General features: G+C 68.2%; 18 protein-coding genes. 9 read left to right on the top strand and 9 right to left on the bottom strand.

The window, feature by feature from the left end:
* The first annotated feature begins 119 nt into the window (after window positions 1-119).
* Complete coding sequence (locus tag E0504_RS25425) at window positions 120-713, top strand: MarR family winged helix-turn-helix transcriptional regulator (protein WP_071065567.1); 594 nt, start codon at window positions 120-122, stop codon at window positions 711-713.
* A gap of 19 nt (window positions 714-732) precedes the next feature.
* On the opposite strand, the gene E0504_RS25420 is transcribed toward E0504_RS25425, so the two are convergent.
* Entirely contained in the window at window positions 733-1,233 is a 501-nt protein-coding gene (locus E0504_RS25420; protein ID WP_112105349.1) for a hypothetical protein, read from the bottom strand.
* A gap of 271 nt (window positions 1,234-1,504) precedes the next feature.
* Between E0504_RS25420 and E0504_RS25415 the strand changes: the two genes are divergently transcribed.
* Window positions 1,505-2,476, top strand: coding sequence for a GlxA family transcriptional regulator (locus E0504_RS25415; protein ID WP_071065565.1), 972 nt, complete (start codon window positions 1,505-1,507; stop codon window positions 2,474-2,476).
* Here E0504_RS25415 and E0504_RS25410 read toward each other — a convergent pair.
* The gene (locus tag E0504_RS25410; protein WP_235013766.1) at window positions 2,460-3,302 is read right to left on the bottom strand and encodes an enoyl-CoA hydratase-related protein; all 843 of its coding nucleotides are present in this window, start codon (window positions 3,300-3,302) and stop codon (window positions 2,460-2,462) included. The two genes, E0504_RS25415 and E0504_RS25410, sit on opposite strands and share 17 nt — an antisense overlap.
* Window positions 3,303-3,432: 130 nt before the next feature.
* Entirely contained in the window at window positions 3,433-4,401 is a 969-nt protein-coding gene (locus tag E0504_RS25405; RefSeq protein WP_112105350.1) for an HdeD family acid-resistance protein, read from the bottom strand.
* 237 nt (window positions 4,402-4,638) lie between these two features.
* Here E0504_RS25405 and E0504_RS25400 point away from each other — a divergent pair, with 237 nt between their 5' ends.
* The 5 genes from E0504_RS25400 to E0504_RS25380 all read left to right on the top strand — a co-directional run bounded on the left by E0504_RS25400 (window position 4,639) and on the right by E0504_RS25380 (window position 10,751).
* Window positions 4,639-5,646: an LLM class F420-dependent oxidoreductase gene (locus E0504_RS25400; RefSeq protein ID WP_071065562.1), complete on the top strand. Its 1,008-nt coding sequence runs from the start codon at window positions 4,639-4,641 to the stop codon at window positions 5,644-5,646.
* An 84-nt stretch (window positions 5,647-5,730) separates the two neighbouring features.
* Window positions 5,731-6,777 (top strand): DUF2889 domain-containing protein, encoded by a 1,047-nt coding sequence (locus E0504_RS25395; protein WP_112105351.1) that lies wholly within the window; start codon window positions 5,731-5,733, stop codon window positions 6,775-6,777.
* Window positions 6,778-6,855: 78 nt separating this feature from the next.
* Window positions 6,856-7,686 (top strand): crotonase/enoyl-CoA hydratase family protein, encoded by an 831-nt coding sequence (locus tag E0504_RS25390; protein WP_112105352.1) that lies wholly within the window; start codon window positions 6,856-6,858, stop codon window positions 7,684-7,686.
* Window positions 7,687-8,186: 500 nt separating this feature from the next.
* The gene (locus tag E0504_RS25385; protein ID WP_243657614.1) at window positions 8,187-9,683 is read left to right on the top strand and encodes a recombinase family protein; all 1,497 of its coding nucleotides are present in this window, start codon (window positions 8,187-8,189) and stop codon (window positions 9,681-9,683) included.
* Between the two features lie 243 nt (window positions 9,684-9,926).
* Entirely contained in the window at window positions 9,927-10,751 is an 825-nt protein-coding gene (locus E0504_RS25380) for a hypothetical protein (protein WP_131625985.1), read from the top strand.
* Window positions 10,752-10,826: 75 nt separating this feature from the next.
* Here the strand turns inward: E0504_RS25380 and E0504_RS25375 are convergent, their stop codons facing one another.
* From E0504_RS25375 to E0504_RS25355, 6 genes are all read right to left on the bottom strand, one after another.
* The gene (locus tag E0504_RS25375) at window positions 10,827-11,051 is read right to left on the bottom strand and encodes a hypothetical protein (protein ID WP_131625984.1); all 225 of its coding nucleotides are present in this window, start codon (window positions 11,049-11,051) and stop codon (window positions 10,827-10,829) included.
* A 242-nt stretch (window positions 11,052-11,293) separates the two neighbouring features.
* The gene (locus tag E0504_RS25370; protein ID WP_131625983.1) at window positions 11,294-13,486 is read right to left on the bottom strand and encodes a cell division protein FtsK; all 2,193 of its coding nucleotides are present in this window, start codon (window positions 13,484-13,486) and stop codon (window positions 11,294-11,296) included.
* A gap of 98 nt (window positions 13,487-13,584) precedes the next feature.
* Window positions 13,585-13,785 carry an ABC transporter permease gene (locus tag E0504_RS25365; protein WP_131625982.1) on the bottom strand — a complete coding sequence of 67 codons (201 nt, stop codon included), beginning with the start codon at window positions 13,783-13,785 and terminating at the stop codon, window positions 13,585-13,587.
* Between the two features lie 51 nt (window positions 13,786-13,836).
* The gene (locus E0504_RS25360) at window positions 13,837-14,202 is read right to left on the bottom strand and encodes a hypothetical protein (protein WP_131625981.1); all 366 of its coding nucleotides are present in this window, start codon (window positions 14,200-14,202) and stop codon (window positions 13,837-13,839) included.
* 62 nt (window positions 14,203-14,264) lie between these two features.
* Window positions 14,265-14,435 carry a hypothetical protein gene (locus E0504_RS50505; RefSeq protein ID WP_165938606.1) on the bottom strand — a complete coding sequence of 57 codons (171 nt, stop codon included), beginning with the start codon at window positions 14,433-14,435 and terminating at the stop codon, window positions 14,265-14,267.
* Window positions 14,436-14,509: 74 nt separating this feature from the next.
* Entirely contained in the window at window positions 14,510-14,704 is a 195-nt protein-coding gene (locus tag E0504_RS25355; protein WP_131625980.1) for a hypothetical protein, read from the bottom strand.
* 419 nt (window positions 14,705-15,123) lie between these two features.
* Between E0504_RS25355 and E0504_RS25350 the strand changes: the two genes are divergently transcribed.
* Both E0504_RS25350 and E0504_RS25345 read left to right on the top strand, forming a co-directional pair.
* Window positions 15,124-15,708, top strand: a complete 585-nt coding sequence (locus E0504_RS25350) for a hypothetical protein (protein WP_131625979.1) — start codon at window positions 15,124-15,126, stop codon at window positions 15,706-15,708.
* The gene (locus E0504_RS25345; RefSeq protein WP_131625978.1) at window positions 15,705-17,963 is read left to right on the top strand and encodes a serine/threonine-protein kinase; all 2,259 of its coding nucleotides are present in this window, start codon (window positions 15,705-15,707) and stop codon (window positions 17,961-17,963) included. The genes E0504_RS25350 and E0504_RS25345 overlap by 4 nt, the downstream gene beginning before the upstream one ends.
* Window positions 17,964-18,039 lie beyond the last annotated feature (76 nt).

Raw genomic sequence — 18,039 nt, 5'->3', positions numbered from 1 at the left:
CCGAACCCGCTGAAGTCGTAGACAAGGGGGCGGCGGACGTCCGCGACGCCGGCCGGCACGCAGGCCCGGCCCGCCGTCCACCGGTCGGTACATCAAGTCGGAAGGCACAGGCAGACAGCTTGAACGCGCACGCAGGTCACGGGTCGGATGGCGCGGGGGGCCGGGGAGCGGGCCACGACCCCGGCCAGGGTGCCGGTCGCGAGCACGACCACGGGAGCGGCCGAGCGGGGGAGACCGCCGCCGAGCCCCGCTGGCTCGACGCCGACGAACGGGCGGCCTGGCGCGGTCTGATCGGTGTGATGACCCGGCTGCCCGCCGCCCTCGACACCCAGCTCCGCCGGGACGCCGGACTGAGCCACTTCGAGTACTCGGTGCTGGTCGGGCTCTCGGAGGCACCGAACCGGACGCTCGCGATGGCTCGGCTCGCCCAGTTCACCTGCGGCTCGCTGTCCAGGCTCTCGCACGCGGTCAAGCGTCTCGAGGACAAGGGCTGGGTGCGCCGCGCCCCGTGCGCGGCCGACGGACGAGTCACGAACGCCACGCTGACCGACACCGGTTTCGCGAAGCTGGCCGACTCCGCTCCCGGCCATGTGGAGACCGTTCGCGACCTGGTCGTCGAGGCGCTCGCGCGCGACCAGCTCGACCAGCTCGCGGCCATCTGCGGCCAGATCCTCGACCGCCTCGACACCGCGCCGCCACCCCGGCCCCGCTGAACCGCCGGCCCGGGCCGGGTCAGACGCCTGTGGTCGACCCCGGACGGGCGATCATCAGCACCGTGACCACGGCCCACAGCAGGCTGAACATGCCGGTGGTCATCGCGAGCCGCTTCGTCCGTGCGGCGACGGCCGCCGGGTTCGCGTGCCCGGCGCCGGCCGGCCCGGTGGCCCCGCCTGGGGCGATCTCCTCCAGAAGCTGCCGCTGCCACGGGAGGACCACCGTCGCCAGCAGCACCGCGGCCAGCCCCGTCAGGATGATCGAGGTGACGAGCCACGGGTCGCCGAGGACGTCCATGCTCGCGGCGGTGGCGAAACCGAAGATCGGCACGGTGATGCCGATCGCCGCGTAGACGTTGCAGATGCGGTGCAGCGTGCCGACCACTCCCGCCGTCCTGACGTCGCCCGGGTCACGCAGCGCCGCCCGCACCGCCGGCGCGTACATGCTCGCCGCGACCGTCACCGGGCCGATGGCGATGATCGCTACGAGAACGTGGACGCTCAACAGGAATGTGGTCACGGGTCCGTCCTGGGAGTGCGGAGGCAGCCGGAGGATGCGGCAACCGCCACGGTAGGCGCCGAACCGCCGCTTTCGTGAGTGGCAGGAGTGCCATCTACCGACGGATTCCCGCCACGGGGACTCCTCCCCTTCGGCCCTTGACACCCACAGCTGTCGGCGGTGAACAGTTCCTGTTCATGGCGTAATACCCCCGTGAGCTGGGCTCAGGTCAGGGGTGGGACCGGCGGGATCGCCCGTTGGCGGGAAACAGTTGCCTGGTTATCGTCCTGCCATGCACACCGTGGCGGTTCTCGCCCTCGAGGGCGTGGTCCCCTTCGATCTCGCGGTGCCCGTCGACACCTTCGGCCGTGCCCGGCTCCCCGACGGCCGGGCGGCCTATCGGGTGAAGATCTGCGCTGGTAGGAGCATCAGCGGCACCGTCGAGGCCGACGGCGGGGCGTTCTCCCTGCGGGCCCCCTGGGGGCTGGACGCGCTCGCCGAGGCCGACACGATCGTCGTCCCCGGCGTCGGCGAGCAGGCCGGACCCCTGCCCCCGGAGTCCGTCACCGCGCTGCGGGCCGCCGCCGCGCGCGGCACCCGTATCGCCTCCGTCTGCGTCGGCGCGTTCCTGCTCGCGCAGACCGGCCTGCTTGACGGCCTGCGCGCGACCACGCACTGGATCGCCGCCGAGGAGCTCGCCCGCCGTCATCCCGCCGTGCAAGTGGACCCGAACGTGCTGTTCGTCGACAACGGGCAGATCCTGACCTCGGCCGGCGCCGCGGCCGGCCTCGACCTGTGCCTGCACATGATCCGCTCCGACCATGGGGTCGCCGTGGCCGCGGACGTCGCCCGGCTGTCGGTCGTCCCGCTGGCCAGGGAAGGAGGCCAGGCCCAGTTCATCGTCCGCGACCGCCCGCCGCCGGACGGCTCCGTCCTCGAACCACTGCTGCGGTGGATGGAGGCGAACTGCCACCGCCCGTTGACGGTGGACGACCTCGCCGCCCAGGCGATGACGAGCCCACGCACGCTCAACCGCCGCTTCCGCGAACAGACGGGCACGACCCCGTCCCAGTGGCTGCACCGGGTGCGCCTGCGGCAGGCGCAGTACCTGCTTGAGACCACCGGGCACTCGGTGGAGCGGATCGCCGCGCAGGTCGGCTTCGGATCGCCCACCGCCTTCCGGGACGGGTTCCGCCGGCTGGTCGGCACCAGCCCCCAGGCCTACCGCCGGGCCTTCCGTGACGCTGTCACGCCTCCCGGGTAGGGAGCGCGTCGAAGACGGCGGGCCGCTTCTCCGTGCGCGCGGTCAGCGCCTCCGCGAGCCCTGGGCCCTCGAAGGCGATGTCCATCCGGCGGAGCGTGTCGGTCAGCGCGTCGTCCTGAGAACGATCGAGGTCCAGGTAGACCTGTTCCTTGATCATTGCCAGCGAGAACGGCGAGCAGTTCTCGACCAGGTCCTTCGCGTAGGCGACCGCGGCCTCCAGAACGGTCCCGTCGGGGACGACCTGCTGGACGAGCCCGAGCTTCGCAGCCTCCTGGGCGCCGATGGTCCGCCCGGTGAGAAGCAGGTCCAGCGCCGGCTGGAGGCCGATGGCCCGTGGCAGCAGCCAGGAGACGCCGTACTCCGCCGCGAGACCGAGCCGGGAGAACGCGGTCGCGATCTTGGCTGACTCGGCGGCGATCCGGATGTCGCTGCCCATCATGTAGGCGAAACCGATGCCCACCGCGGCGCCGTTCACCGCGGCGATCACCGGCTTGCGCAGGCGCATCGTGAGGGCCGGCAGGTCCTCGCGAGCCGGTACGAACTTCTTGATCGCTTCGGCGCCGTCGCGCAGCACCGCGAGATCGGCTCCGGCGCAGAAGCCCGCGCCGGCACCAGTGACCACGATTGCCCGGACCTGCGGGTCGTCATCCGCCGCACGCAGGGCGGCCGCATAGGCGAGCGCCATCGTGCTGGTCACCGCGTTGCGTGCCTGCGGCCGGTTGAACGTGATGACGCAGACGCCGTCGCGGATCTCGGTCAGGATCTCCTTCTCATCGGTCTCCGCCGTCACCGTGCCCGCCTCCGTCACCGTGCCCGCCTCCGTCATCGTTTGTCGTCGTCCGTGAGCGTAGGCGACCGCGGGCAGGCGATGCGCCCGCTTGTGACATGCCTTGTTCGTGGCGGCCGGGAAACCCCGACCGCCACTTTCTGCTTCTGATCAATTACGTTCCACCCGGTTACCTTCCACCGCGAACCCGGGTGTCACCGCGTGCCTGCGACCGCGCGGACTCGGCGGTGGCGCGTCCGCTGAAGCCGCTCTCGGCCAGCGTGTCCACCCCCTGCTCGTCGGCCCGACCACTGGACCGGAACGCCGCGGCCACCTTCGTCAGACCGGTGACGAGCGCGGCCAGCGCGACCCACAGGACGACGAACGAGTAGGTCGGGTAGTGGTGCGCCGCCGCCCAGAAGGCGATGCCGATCGAGAAGGCACCGATCGCCAGCGGCGCCCACCACGGAGCCCCACCACGCAGGTTCCCGGCAGCCGTGCCGAAGGTCGGGCCACCGCGGTCGACGCGCCGATGCGCGAACGCCGTCGCGATGGCGTGGATTCCCGCGACCAGCAGATACCACGCCACCATGCGGGCCACCACGGTGAGCGTGGGTGCCGGCCATGCGAGCGCGACGATGCCGCCGATGACGAACAGCAGCGCCAGCAACGCATGCGTGGGGCGCCAGTCCGCCGCGGCCGTCATCGCGGCGGCGAGCTCACTGACCGCTGCGACCAGCAGCATGATCCCGAGCAGGATGGCGATCGACTTCCCGGTGGTGAGGCCGAACATCGGTATGGCCAGCGCGAACAGGATCCATCCGATCCCGAGCATCAGCAGCGCGGGACCAGCCTTGGCCGCCAGTCCCGGGCCACCGAGGGCGCCGCTGCCGCCAGCGCCCGTCCGGCCGCCGTGCGCGTGCTCACCACGCAGGTGGTCAGGCTGGTTCTGGTAGGTGCTGTCGGGCGTCCGGGAGCGATCGGCGAAGATCGTCTGGTCGTCCGTACCCGCGTTCGGATGCTCTGCGCTCCCCCTACCCGATGCGGAATCTCCACCTGATCGGGTGGATCGGGTGGAGAAGTCGTCGGGCAGTTCCGGATCGGCGCGCCCGCCGCGTCGTTCACGCCGCGGACCGCCGGCGCCAGTAGATGCACTCATGAAGTCATCCCCTCCAGTGGAGTGGTGGTTGTGCCGCCTGTCCTCCTTCGCGCGTGCTCCTCACGTGTCCTCCGGTCTCTCACGTGCCCTGGGTACGGGCATGTCATACCGTGCGTGACGAGATCGGTCCGATCGGTGCACATGACGGACGTGGTGGCAGGATCGGTTGCCTGCGTCGGTCCGCTGGCACCAACCTGATGACCGGCGGCGTGCCCGGGACTGCAACGAGGAGACGCGATGAAGATCGATTTCACTCTGTCTGACGACATCGCCTCTACCTCGACCACTGCCGCCCGCGTCGAGAAGGAGGGGTACGCCGGCGCCTGGGTCGGGGAGACCCGGCACGACCCGTTCATGCAGTGTCTTCAGGCCGCGACCGCGACCAGTTCCCTGACGGTCGGGACATCGATCGCGATCGCGTTTGGCCGCACGCCGATGACACTGGCGAATCTGGGATACGACCTGGCGCAGTACAGCGAGGGCCGGTTTGTCCTCGGCCTCGGATCGCAGATCAAGCCGCACATCGAGAAGCGCTTCTCGATGCCGTGGTCGCACCCCGCCGCCCGCATGCGTGAGCTCATCCTGGCGATCCGGGCAATCTGGGACTGCTGGCAGAACGGCACAAAGCTGGACTTCCGCGGCGATTTCTACACCCACACGCTCATGACCCCGTTCTTCACCCCCAAGCCGCACTCCTTCGGCCCGCCCCCGATCTACCTCGCCGGGGTGGGACCCGGCATGACCGAGGTCGCCGGCGAGGTCGCGGACGGGTTCCTCGTCCATCCCTTCAGCACCATGCGCTACGTCGAGGAGGTGACGATTCCCGCACTGCTGCGCGGCCGGGCCAAGGCCGGCAAGACCGACCTGGAGGACTTCACGATCTGCGGGCCTTCCTTCGTCACCATCGGCCGGACCGCACAGGAGATGGACCGCGCGGTGGCCGCCACCAAGAAGCAGATCGCCTTCTACGGCTCCACCCCCGCCTACCGCGCCGTCTTCGACATGCACGGCTGGGGCGAGGTGCAGCCCGAGCTGACGGCCCTCTCCAAGCAGGGCCGCTGGGATGACATGGCCGACCTGGTGACCGACGAGATGATGGCCGAGTTCTCCGTCGTAGGCACCCCCGAGGAGGTCGGCCGCGCACTCGGTGAGAAGATCGGCGGCGTCTACGCCCGGACAACGCTCTACGACTCGGGCGGCTCCGACCCGGCGCACTGGCCCGCGGTGCTCGACGCGGCCCGCTGACCCGCCCGGCACGCCCCATCGGGAATGGGTAGCCGTCGCCAGGTGTCCTCCTAGGCGAGCCCCGAGTGACAAAGGGGGATGAGGATGGCCTCGAACTGGGAGCTTGTGCCCCCACCGCCTGCGGAGCCGCCACTGCACCCGCGGCGCGGCATACACGAGCCGACCGCAGGCAGCCCCCCGCGCCGTCCCGGTTCGGTGCGGCGAACGATCACACTCGACTCGCTGCGCCCGGACGGCCCGACCGGAAACCTGATCCTGATCGGCCGCGGTCGGGACCTGGCCACCGGCCCCGAGGGCGCCGCCTCCGTGATCGCCGAGGCGATGTTCCGCTTCGAGATCGCCTTCCAGAGCCGTCGCGAAATCCTGCGCGTCGAGACTGCTCCAGAGGTCCCCGAACTGGCCGGCCTCATCGGCGTGAGCTCCACATCCGGCTTCCGTCGTCACCTGGCCGAGATCGTGCCGGAGCTCCGGGCCACCCATCCGCTGCTTGCCGCGTTGTTCGACGATGCCCCGGTGACCTCGCTCGTCTCCGGCTACGCGACAGCTCGCATGGGCCTCGTTCACGGCGATGGACGGATCATGCTGGCGCAGGCCGACCAATGCGCAGGCTGGGCGCGCGGCGCGACGATCATCAACTCGATCGAGGACGGGAACGGCCCACCCATGGTCACCGGCCCACGGGCGCCGTCCCTGCTGGTGCCCGATGATCCGATGGCATGGCATGCGCTGACCGGACTGCCTCCGCACGGCATGCGGCGGGCCCGCCGCCTTGACCTGCTGCCCGCCGGCGTCGACGCACTGCAGGTGGACGTGCTTTTCCGGGACAGCTACCAGTCCGACAGCGGACCTGAGGCCGTCATCCACGAGTACACGGTGAACGCGCTGCTCGACCCGGAGACAATGACGTTCACCGAGATCGAGTCGACTCCGCGCGCGCTGCCGTGGGTCGAGTGCCCGAGCGCGGCCGCGAGCGCCACCCGGCTGGCTGGCGCCGCAGCCGCAGACGTCCGGCAGGTCGTGGGCACAACCTTCCGCGGTACGTCCACCTGCACGCACCTGAACGACACACTGCGATCGCTCGGCGATGTCCCCGCCCTGGCGGCCATGCTGCCAGGGCGCTCGGCACCGTAGGCGTGATCTTGCGGCGAGTGTGTCGATGGGAGAAGGTGGACGGATTCGGACGGGACACAGTTTCTTCGGGAGTCTTTCGTGGGTAGCCGCAGTTTCGAGATAGACGTGGTCGACAAGGTCGCATGGCTCGTTCTCTCCAGGCCGGAAGAACTCAACACGCTTCAACCGGATTTCTGGCGAGATCTCCCCCTGGCCGTTTCGAAGATTGACCAGGACGGAGGCGTCCGGGTGCTCGTGATCTCGTCGACCGGTCGACACTTCACCGCGGGCCTGGACCTGAATATCTTCGGCGGCACGGAGCTTTTTTCGGACGGAGAGCCGGCTCGTGTCAACATGACCCGCCGCTCGCTTATTCTTCGCATGCAGGGCGCTCTCACTGCGCTGGAACGGGTGCGCTTCCCCGTTCTCGCGGCGGTGCAGGGCGGTTGTGTCGGGGGTGGCCTCGACCTTGTGACGGCCTGCGACATGCGTTATGCCACCGCGGACGCGTTTTTCGTTGTTCAGGAGACAAAGATCGGAATTACCGCCGATCTCGGCACACTGCAGCGACTCCCCAAGATAATTCCGGACGGAGTTGCGCGTGAGCTCGTCTACACCGGTCGTCGACTTCCCGCCGACCGTGCTCTCGCCGTCGGCCTGGTGAACGAGGTCTACCCGGATCAGGAAGCGATGCTGCGCGGTGTACGCGAGGTTGCGGAGGAAATTGCCGCCAACAGCCCAATGGCGGTCTGGGGGAGCAAGGAGATGCTGCTCTACTCGCGCGATCACCCCGTCGCCGACGCCCTGGCACACACGGCAACCTGGCAGGCGGGGGCACTCCAGCCAGTAGACGTTACCGAGTCGATTCAGGCCCGGATGGAGAAGCGCGTCCCGAGCTACCCGGATCTCCCGTCGACCTCGGATACCTGACGGCGCCGTCGTCCGAATCCGAGTGCCCTGTCGAAGTCGTCCTGTACGAGACCGAATCCCTCCTCGTGGTTCGCCTCAGGAGGGTGGGTTGTCCCTGTCGTCGGGTCGGTTGGTGTTGGGTGATGGGTTGGGGTGGTGGTAGGGGTCTGGGTTGATGGTGACGGTGTGGCCGAGGGCGGTGGTCCAGTGGAAGATACCGGGTTCTGGTTGGTGGATTTTCCATTTTCCTTGGTGTCGCATGCGGTGGTGACGGCGGCAGAGGAGCCCGAGGTTTCGGGTCACGGTGGGTCCGTGGTCGGTGTGGGGGATGGTGTGGTCGATATCGCAGTGGATCGCCTGTCGGGTGCAGCCTGGGTGTCGGCATGTCCGGTCGCGGGTTCGGATGTGGCGTGTCTGGGCGGGTGTCGGGTGGCGGCGGTTGGCGACTTCGAGGAGGTGTCCGCGGGGGTCGGTGAGGACCGAACCGAGTTCATACACTACGGCCCATGAGCGATCATGGCGTGGACAAGGAGCGCGCGCGGGAGGTCCGTGCTCGGTTGCGTGCGCGGCGGGCCGGTGGTGGCAACGGTGAGGATCGGCGGCGTCCGTGGGCGGGTGAGCCTGCCGCGATCTACTGCCGGATCTCGCACATCAGGGATGATGATCAGACGGGCGTTGATCGTCAGCGGGAGATCGCGCGCGAGGTAGCCGACCGGTTGGGGCTGGTTGTCAGTCCCGATCACGTGTTCATTGATCCGAACCGGTCGGCGTGGCAACGGAATCGGAAGCGTCCGGGGTGGGACCGCCTGTTGGACATTGCCCGGAAGCGGAAGATCAGGCATGTGATTGCCTACCATCCGGATCGGTTGATGCGTCAGCCGAGAGACCTCGAAGAGCTGCTGACCATTGCAGATGATCACAATATTACGTTGCATGGTCAGGCGAACCGTCGCGATCTTTCCGATCCGGATGACCGTTTTTTTCTGCGGATTGAGGTTGCGCACGCCTGCCGGTCGTCGGACGATGCTTCCCGGCGAATTAAGGACGCGCGGCTAGAAGAGGCGAGCGAAGGAAAGCCCCGATACGGCGGGAGACGTACGTACGGTTACGACGGTACCGGAATGCAGATCGTTCCGAAGGAAGCCTTGCTAATCAAGGTCATCTTCCGTCTCTTTCTCGCGGGAATGTCGCCGTACAAGATTGCCGACGTTTTGTGTCAGCACGGTCGGACCCGTAAAGGAACTCCGTGGATTCCAGCGTCGGTGCGTGACGTGTTGAAGAACCCTTATTTGGCCGGACTGCGCAAGTTCCACGGCGAGATTATCGGCGAGGGGCAGTGGCCTGCGATCATCAGTAGGGGCGTGTGGGAGGAAGCTCAGGAGCGGTTGTCTTACCGGGCCGCGCATTTCACCGTGAGGGCCGAGAATTTCTACCTGCTGCGTGGTCTGATCATGTGCGATCGGTGCACGGTGCGGATGGCGGGTACGGGTCGGGGTCGGTACTACGTGTGCACCCGTCAGCAGCTTGCCGCGTCGAACTCCCGTCACTGCGTGCGCCGTATCAGCGCGAAAGCTGTTGAGGAGTTTGCGTCTGATGCCGCTGTCGGGTGGCTGGAAAAGTTGAACGTTTCCGGCACCCCGGCCATCGCGTCCGGCCTTCCCGCCCCCAACCAGGAAAGGTTGGATGAACTCCGTAACGATCTTGAGGAGTTGCGGGAGGGTTGGAAAAAGGGTGAGTTTTCCGCGCGTGAGTACCGAGAGGATCGGAAGGTCATCACCGATCAGATTCGGGAGTTGGAGAAGCGGAGTTCTGCGCCGCGCCCGACAGTCGAGATTCTGGCGGGCCTGACCGGGCCGAACGCGCGCGCCGCGTGGGACCGGATGGCGGAAAACGGCGAGAAGGAGAGGATGAACGCGGTGCTGCGGTTCCTCTTCGACGCCGTGATTATCGGAGAGTCGACCACCCCGATTGGAACTTTCGACTACGGCAGAATCCGCGTCGTAGAAAATAAGCTCTGACGATACACACCCATCCGGCCGGGTGTGTGCCCGGTCGCAGGATTTGGTTCGCTTCCCGTTCTCGTGACGGGAAACCTCGCCCGTAGGGCGAGATGACAAGGCGACCCCGAAACGGCGTTGACGCGCCGTCCCGGGGTCTAGATCCCCTTCCCCTGCCGCTACAGGAGATGACGACCTATGCCCATCATGCCGTCTCGGCGTGACCGGGATGAGGGGCGCCCCCTCACCCACGTGTCCCGGACCATGACCGGTCTCTACGAACTGGTGATCGTGCCGGGTGCGACGCCCGATGATCTGATCACCGCGTCGGCTGATCTTCCCGTCGGTGCTGTGTTCATCCACTTCTACGGTGACCAGCACCGGTCGGTGCTGGTGTTCCGCCCCCGGCCCGCCCGTGACGCGGCGCCCGCCCCTGCGACGGCCCCGGCCGGGGGGTGGCTTCCCGCTCTGCCAGGTGTTCCCGGATCGGATGGCCCGTCCGCCGGTCGTATGCCGGTGGGACGGGGGGTTGCCGCGTGGTGGACGGTGCGCGCCGGTCGTGCGGTCGACGGCCCCCACCGTGACCAGCTCGACGCGCTGATCAGCGTCCGGACGCGCCCGGGGTCGTCTGCGGCGTACGGGTGGCTGTCACCGGATGGCAGCCTCGCCGCGCGGCCCGCGCCGGAGGATCTCGCGTGGGAGCGGCTGGTGTCGCGGATGCGCGCGCGGGTGGTGGAGGAAGATCGGACACCGCTTGTCCCGGAACGCGACCGGGTGAGCACGCTTGCGGCTCGCGTCGCGGATGCTCTTACCGCCGTGGGTTTGCCGCTGTACGACCCGCACAGCCCCGAACCGTGCGGCGGGGTGACGTTGACCCCCACCCGTACCGGTGAGCTTCCTGGCGTCGCTCTGGGATGGGTGACGCACCCGCATATGGCGCACGGGGTCATCTTCGGCGGGGGTGAGGCGGACCGGCCGGTGGTGACGATGATGGCGGAGCGGACGGCGGAAGTGCTGGCGAGTATGGGGTTCACCCTCAACCGGCCCGCCGACGAGCTTGGTCCGCCGCTGGTGATCGGTGGCCCGTAGGCCACCGGCTGACACGACAAGGTGCGGCCCCCGACCGGGAAAACCCCGGTCGGGGGCCGCACCGCGTTCGGGGGTCTACAGGGTGTCGGTGGGTGGGTTGGTATCGATGGTGAGGATGTCCGCGAGGCGGGCGGCACCTTCCGGGCTGATCGTCGCGCGGAACCGGGCGATGGTGCGCGCGAGGTGGTACGCCCGGTCGGTGCGTCGGCTCACCTCGTCATCGTCGCCGGTCGGGCCGGTGGTGGCGGTGGGTGGTTCGGCGGGTTCGGTGCTGGGATCGGTCGGGTCGCCAGCGGTCACGGCACTCCGGCAGTGGGAGGCGGGATGGTGGCACCGGCGTCCGCCCGTGGGCCCTTGTCCGCCCGCCCGCGCGGGGTAGCGGGTAGCGGCGGGTTGGGGGTCCAGGGAGCCGGTTTCGGCAGGTTGCGGGGGTACGGCGGGTGGGGCCGCTACCCGCTACCGGCCGGTATTTGGGCTGGTCACGGTGGGTGTGGGCGGTAGCGGGGGTGGTAGCGCGGGCGCTACCTTCCCGCCGGTGCCCGCTACCCCCCGGACGGGAGCGCGCGGCGGTCCCGAAGCTCGGCGAGCGCGACGCGGCGCGCTCCTTTGAGGACCTGGCCGTGTCGTTTGACGTCGACGCTCGGCGCGCCGAGCGCGCGGAGCTGGGCGCTGATCGCGTCGGGGGTGGCGTCGGTGTAGTGCTCCGGCATGTGCGCGGCGAGACGTTCGGTGATCTGCTGCCAGTGCAGTCCGGCATCCTCACCGAAGACCGTGAGTACGTCGGTGAGGATGTCGCGTGCCGGGGTGGGGGGTGCGTGTCCGGCCGCGTGGCCGGTGAGCATGCCCGCGCGTTCCCGCACGGCCCGCGCGACGGTGAGGATCTTCTCCGTGTCCTGGGCGTCCGCGAGGTAGGTCCGCACGGTCGGGGTGTGCTCCGACGCGCCACGGAGCATGCCGACGCCCTTGTGTTCGGGAAGCAGGGTGGAGGAATCGAGTCCTTCGGAGAACGCTCCGGACCCGAGGACAAGATCTGATACTTGCCATGATCCGGTGCGGAGCGCGAACCGGACAATGTGATTGTCGCGGAAGTCGGTGAATTTCCGGGCGGTGTCCCCGCTCCCGATCCCCGACGGCCGTTGCGTGGCGGTACCGATAATGACCCCAGCCGCGGGCGCAACGCGGATCAGGTAGACGAGTAGGTCGGCTATTTCCTTGTCTGCCTCGCTGTCTCCGGTGTTGAAGTATTCCTGAAATTCGTCGATCAGAAGGAGACGGACGGGCATTCCGTAGCGGGGGTCACGGGCGATGTCGCGGGTGAGTTTCCCTTCCGGGCAGATGTCGGCAGGGAGGTCGGACAGGCGTACGTACCGGTCTTGCACATCGGTTTTGATGTCGCGGAGCGTGTACCGCAGGATGTCGATCGGGTCACCGTCGCGGGTGGGTGCCAGTCCGAACGCGCACCGGTCAGCGACCAGCGCGAACCGCCGCCAGTCGGGCTTCCCGCCCCCGTCGAACACGGACAGTTTCACGTACGGGTCCAACGCGGCGAACAGGCCCAACCCGCGGAGCGTGAACGTTTTCCCTTGCCGGGGCTGGGCACCGACAAGAATACTGTTCCACAACAGATCGATGGTGACTTTACCGCCGCGTTCGTCCAGTCCGAACGGTGCCGGTGTCCAAATATCGGTGGGGCGGCATGCGAGAAGGGGGGTGCGTCCGGCGGGGAGCGCGAGGGGGTCACGGTCAGCTACCCACAGGACATGCCGCCGGTGGGAGGTTTTATCCCGGATCAGGAAAACCTGTGTGGTGGCGACGTCCAATCCGGACGCGATGGCGTCGCGTGCTTTGACTGCCTCGCCGAATCCTTTCCCGTAGGGGAGGTCTACGGCGACGCGGCTTCCGTTTCCTTCGCGTGCCATGGCGGAACCGAACGTGATTTCTTGTCCTGGTTTGTCGGGCGCGCCGAGACGTGCGGCGTAGTAGGCGCGCAACACGATGTCGGCGTTGAGTTTCCGGAACCGGGGGGTGACCACCGCCGGAGCGATCAACGGGCGTCCGGCCGGACGCCCGGCCTGCGCGAGCCCCACGACCACACCGGCGGTCGCGAGCCACACCAGCGGGCGCGGGGTGGCCGCGAGCACTCCCGGTAGGGCGGTGGCGCCCAGGACCACACCGGCCAGCTCCGCGACGAGCACCATGGCGCGGGTGCGGCGGGTGCCGCGTGCTTCCTTGTGCAGCTTGAGCCATGTGGCGGTGTCTCCCGCTTCCACCGCCGCGCGGCGTAGTGGTGCCTGTTCCGCCACGCTCACCCACCCCGCGTGCCGCGCGGCGAGGCGCACCGCGCCCACGGTCGCGGTGGCGAGGATGAGCGGGAGGTACCACGGGACGCGGACGAGGTGGTAGGCGGTGATGTGCGCCCACCGTCCGGCCGCGTGCCGGACGGTGGCGGGGAGCTGGGCGCGGGTGAATGACGGCGGGATGATCGGGCGTCGTTCGACGTCGACCGGGGGCGGGGTCGGGGGGTCGACCGGGACCGGCACCGACCGGCCGGAGTCGATCGGGTCCAACGCCACGTCGAACGAGCGGTCACGGGACGCGGGAAGCGGCGGGGGCGGGTAGGGCAGCACCGCCCCGTCGGTCCTTACGTCTGGGGGGTGCGGGGTGAGCGCGGTCCCGACGTCGGGTACCCAGCTCACCACCGCGCCGGTGGACTCCGGCGGGATGTCGGAAGACACGGCAGGCCGTACCTTTCTCGAAAATGCGGGGGTCCGGCGCGGCACGCCCCGAACCGAACCGGGGCGCGCCGCACCGTGCCAACGGGTGAGGGTGGCGGTTAGAGATCGATCGGGAGTTGCCGCAAGAATCCGCGGATGAGGTCGAACACGTCCCCGAGGGTGGGCAGGAATCCGCGCGCGGCGAGGAAGAACCCGAGCAGGATTCCGACGACCGGAACCAGCCTGCTCAAACGAATCTTCGGGCCGATCAGTGCCAGGATCAGGAGCGCGCCGAGAAGCATGACGATCGTCGGTTCCACTGATTCCCCTTCCACAGGGTGAACAGGATCAGGAAATGCGGACCGAGTGGGCTAGTAGACGGGGTGGTCGGGCGGGTCGTCCGCCGCGCCCGTGGGAATGTCGGTACCGTCGTTCACCATGTCGGCGGGGATTTCGAAACCGGCCGCGGTCGCCCACGCGATGTACGCCTCGTACCACTCCTTACGGGTCACATCCCGGTACGCGGTGACCATTTCCCGAGCGAGACCCAGCGTGTCCGACGCGGTGTCGTTCCATACCGCGTGGTCCATGTGGACGCGGTGAAGAACGGTCACCGCGGTGTAGGTCTCCATGTGCCGGGCGTACGCCTTGTCCGCCCGGTTCTCCAAGTCGTCCAAGGTCAGGGGCCCGGACAGGTCGTCCGGGGGCACAGCAGCCGAGCGCGAAACGTGCGACACGAAATGAATCCCTTCCGAGAAGAAACAGGAAACGGGAAGCCGGGAAAGGGGTTCGGTGGTGTTCAGCGGGTGAACGGCAGACCGGTCAGCACCGGCAAGAAACGAACCACGGTCATCAGCGCCCACAGCATCGCGAGCCACACCAGGACAGGAACGCGACGGTTCCGAACGACCGGAAACACGACACCGAAGATCAGAACGCTTTCGAACAGCCACCACGCCGCGTCGTACACGAGGAATCCCGTGGGCACGATGGGCGAGGAAGCCGGACACAGCGGGTCGACCGTGAAAGCAAGAGGGTTCACGGTCACCGGCCTAGCCGCGAAGCGACCCAGAACACCGCCGCGACCAGAACGGACACGATGAAGAACGCGCCCGCCGACTCGAAGAAGAACCGCGCGGTGTACTGGACACCGGTCAGCAGCAGGAACAGGCCACCGAAGAAAACACACCAGCGAACGAATATCCGCCACGGGGACCGGACGAGGTAGACACGACGCATGACAGACCTCCACGCAAGAATGAGAGCCTTCCACCTCGCACACCACCGGGATGTGCGGGTGGGGCGTGTTGACAGGGACCATTCTTTGCCGCCGAGTACCGTCCGCGTGAAACAGAACCGGTCCGATTACCGGAAATTATCCAGCGCCCAGACGTTCCCGACCGGGCGGGAACCGGGCGTCAATCAGGCAGTGGCGCCGATCAGGCAATTACCCCTACCCGATCCAGCGGCGCACCCAGCCGAACACCTAACGTGACCGGATGTGGCGCAGATCGGGCGTGGATCGGGCGTGGATCGGGCGCAGATCGGGCACCGGCGCGACAACATGCTCACAAGCAGCAGAAACCAGGCATCGTAGTCAGATCGTGACAAGCAGTGTGCTGATTGCTGGTTTCGACTCTGCGCGAACGGATGGTGACGTGACCACTGACCCTGTAAGCCCTGCCCCCGAACCCGAGGACCCCACGCCACGGCTGGTGGGGCACATCGTGAAAGGGCTCTACCCTCTCGGCATCCCGTACGCCACCGACCTACTCGCCACCCCCGACGGGTGCGCGCTCGTGGACTACCTCAGCCCACCCCGCCCTGGAGTCCACCCCACCGACCGGGCCACCCAAGCGCACCGCACCATCGTTGCGGCGGTCACCGCACTCGGCGGACCGACCGCCCACGCCTTGGAAGCACTCCTAGATCTGCACCCCGCCATCCGTGGACGGCGCGCCGTCGCACTCACCCGCGCCGAACGCCGCGAGAAAGCCGGTATCGCCTTCGGGGTCGGTGCCTCCACCGTCCAACGCCACACCGAAGATCGCCTTGCAAAACGCCTCGCCGTGGAGCTGTATCAGCGGGTGCGGGTCGGGATCGACACCACCCACGCCACCGAGCAGCACCGACAGCCCCCAGCACCGCCCCCCACCATCACGCCCCGCCCCACCAGCGCGGAGCACCGCCGCGCCGCGCCCGACCGGCCGCGCCGTGACCCGCCCCCACGCCCGACCCGATGACCCGCCCCACCTCGCCCGGAACCGCGCTCGACGATGCCGACCCCCGCCATGTCGGCCCGTACACGCTGATCCGCCGTCTCGGCGCGGGTGGCATGGGCACGGTGTACCTCGCCACCGACCCCGCCGGACGGCACGTCGCGGTGAAAGTCGTCCGTGCCGACATGGCAGACGATCCGGAGTTCCGCGCCCGGTTCGCGCGCGAGGCACGCCACGCCGCACGCGTCCCCCGGTTCTGCACCGCCGCTCTCCTCACCGCCGACCCCGACGGGCCCATCCCCTACCTGGCCACCGAGTACGTTCCCGGCCCCACCCTCGCCGCGCACATCGCCCAGCACGGCCCGTTACCCCCCGCCGACGCCGAACACGTCGCCATCAACGTCCTGACCGCACTCTCGGCGATCCACGGCGCCGGTGTCGTGCACCGGGATCTCAAGCCGGGAAACGTCATCCTCGGCCCGACCGGCGCGCGGGTCATCGACTTCGGGATCTCCCGCGCCACCCGCCACGACACCGCGACCCTCACCGGGCACCAGGTGACCGTGGGCACTCCGGCGTTCATGACACCCGAGCAGATCATCGGCCTGCCCGTCACCCCCGCTACCGACCTCTTCGCGTGGGGCGGGCTGGTCATCTACGCCGCGACCGGTCACTACCCATTCGGGACCGATCATGTGGCGCTCGTCGGACACCGCGTCCTGAGAGAACCCCCGGACACCACCGGACTTCCACCCGCACTCCACGCGGCGGTCACTGCTGCGATGCACAAGAACCCCACCCGCCGACCCGCCACCACCGATCTCTACCGGATGCTTCTCGGCACCGCCCAGCCCACACCCGACCCCCACCCGCCGGCGGGCGCACCCCCCACTCCGCCACCTCGCGCGCCACGCACCGCCATGCCACAGCCCCTACCGGCCGCGCCCCCGCCACGGCGAGCGCGGGGCGGGGGGAGACGAGCACCGCTCGTCGCGTTCACCGCCACGGCGATTCTGACCGCCGCTGTAGCGGTCCCGCTGGTGTTCCTTCGCGGGCACCCAACCGGAACCGCCGCCCAGGACCCGCCCAGCCGACCGGGCGACCTCACCGCCGCGTCCCATACCCTTGCGACCCGAGCGGCCCATGCCACCGACAGCGAAACCGCCGTCCGTCTCGCACTCGCCGCCTACCGCCTTGCCGACACCGCCGAAACACGAGCAGCGCTCATCAGCGCGTCCGCCGCTTTAGGCGTCGCCGAGAACGGCGAGATCCGCGTGACGGCCGGGGCTATCAACGAGGTCGACGTTAGTCCTGACGGTAAGACGCTGGTGACCGCCCCCAGCCACGTCAATCCCCAGCTCTGGGATATCAGCGGGAAGCAACCCCGCCTGCTCGCGGAACTACCCGCCGAGCAGATCAGCGCCCAAGGCGCGGTGTTCAGCCCGAACGGAACCACGGCCGTCACCGCGCACGCCGACGGCATCGCACGCATCTGGACCACCACCCACCCGAGCACTCCCACGGCCGAAATCACCGACCCTGCCGGACCCCTCTATGAAATCGCCCTATCCCCTGACGGAACCACCCTCGCCGTCGGCAGCAACGACGGAACCACCCACCTATGGAACATCGAAAACCCCAGCACCCCCGAACAACTAGGAGTAACCACCCTAGGGCAAGGGCCCGTCGCGTCCATCGCGTTCACCCCCGACGGGGACACCCTTGCAATATCGAACGGCAACGAAAATGTGGCCCGACTCTGGACCATCACCGACCCGAACCGGCCACGCCTCGCCGCAACACTCACCGGCCACACACAACCCATATGGAACCTTCAAACCAGCCGCAACATCGTCGCGACCGCAGGAACCGACGGAACCACCCGCATCTGGACCATCACCAACCCAGCACAGCCACACCTAGAATCAATACTCCCAGACGGAACATCCGTCACCGCACTCGACATCTCACCCGACGGAAACACCCTCGCCACAGCAAACACCAGCGGAACAGTCCAGCTCTGGAACATCACCAATCCCAACAAACCCAGCTCAGCCGGTAAACTCGCCGGGCATACCGCCACCGTCCGAGACCTCACCTACACACCCGACGGAAAAACACTCATCACCTCCTCGCACGACGGAACTACCCGCCTATGGAACACCGACCCTACCCGCCTCGCTGAAACATTGTGCAGTGCACTAGTGGACAATATCAATCTCACCGAACAGGAATGGCAGGGAACAGTGACAGGATTGCCCTATGAAGTAGCCTGTTAGATCTTCCAGCGACTCCTACCCGTATCGCGCGGAGCCGAGACGTATCGCGCCTATTCTCAGGCCGTTTGAGTGTCCG

The organism is Parafrankia sp. BMG5.11 (genome assembly GCF_004337455.1).
Note: the sequence above shows the minus strand (reverse complement) of the source record. Positions and strands in the feature narration are given on the sequence as shown.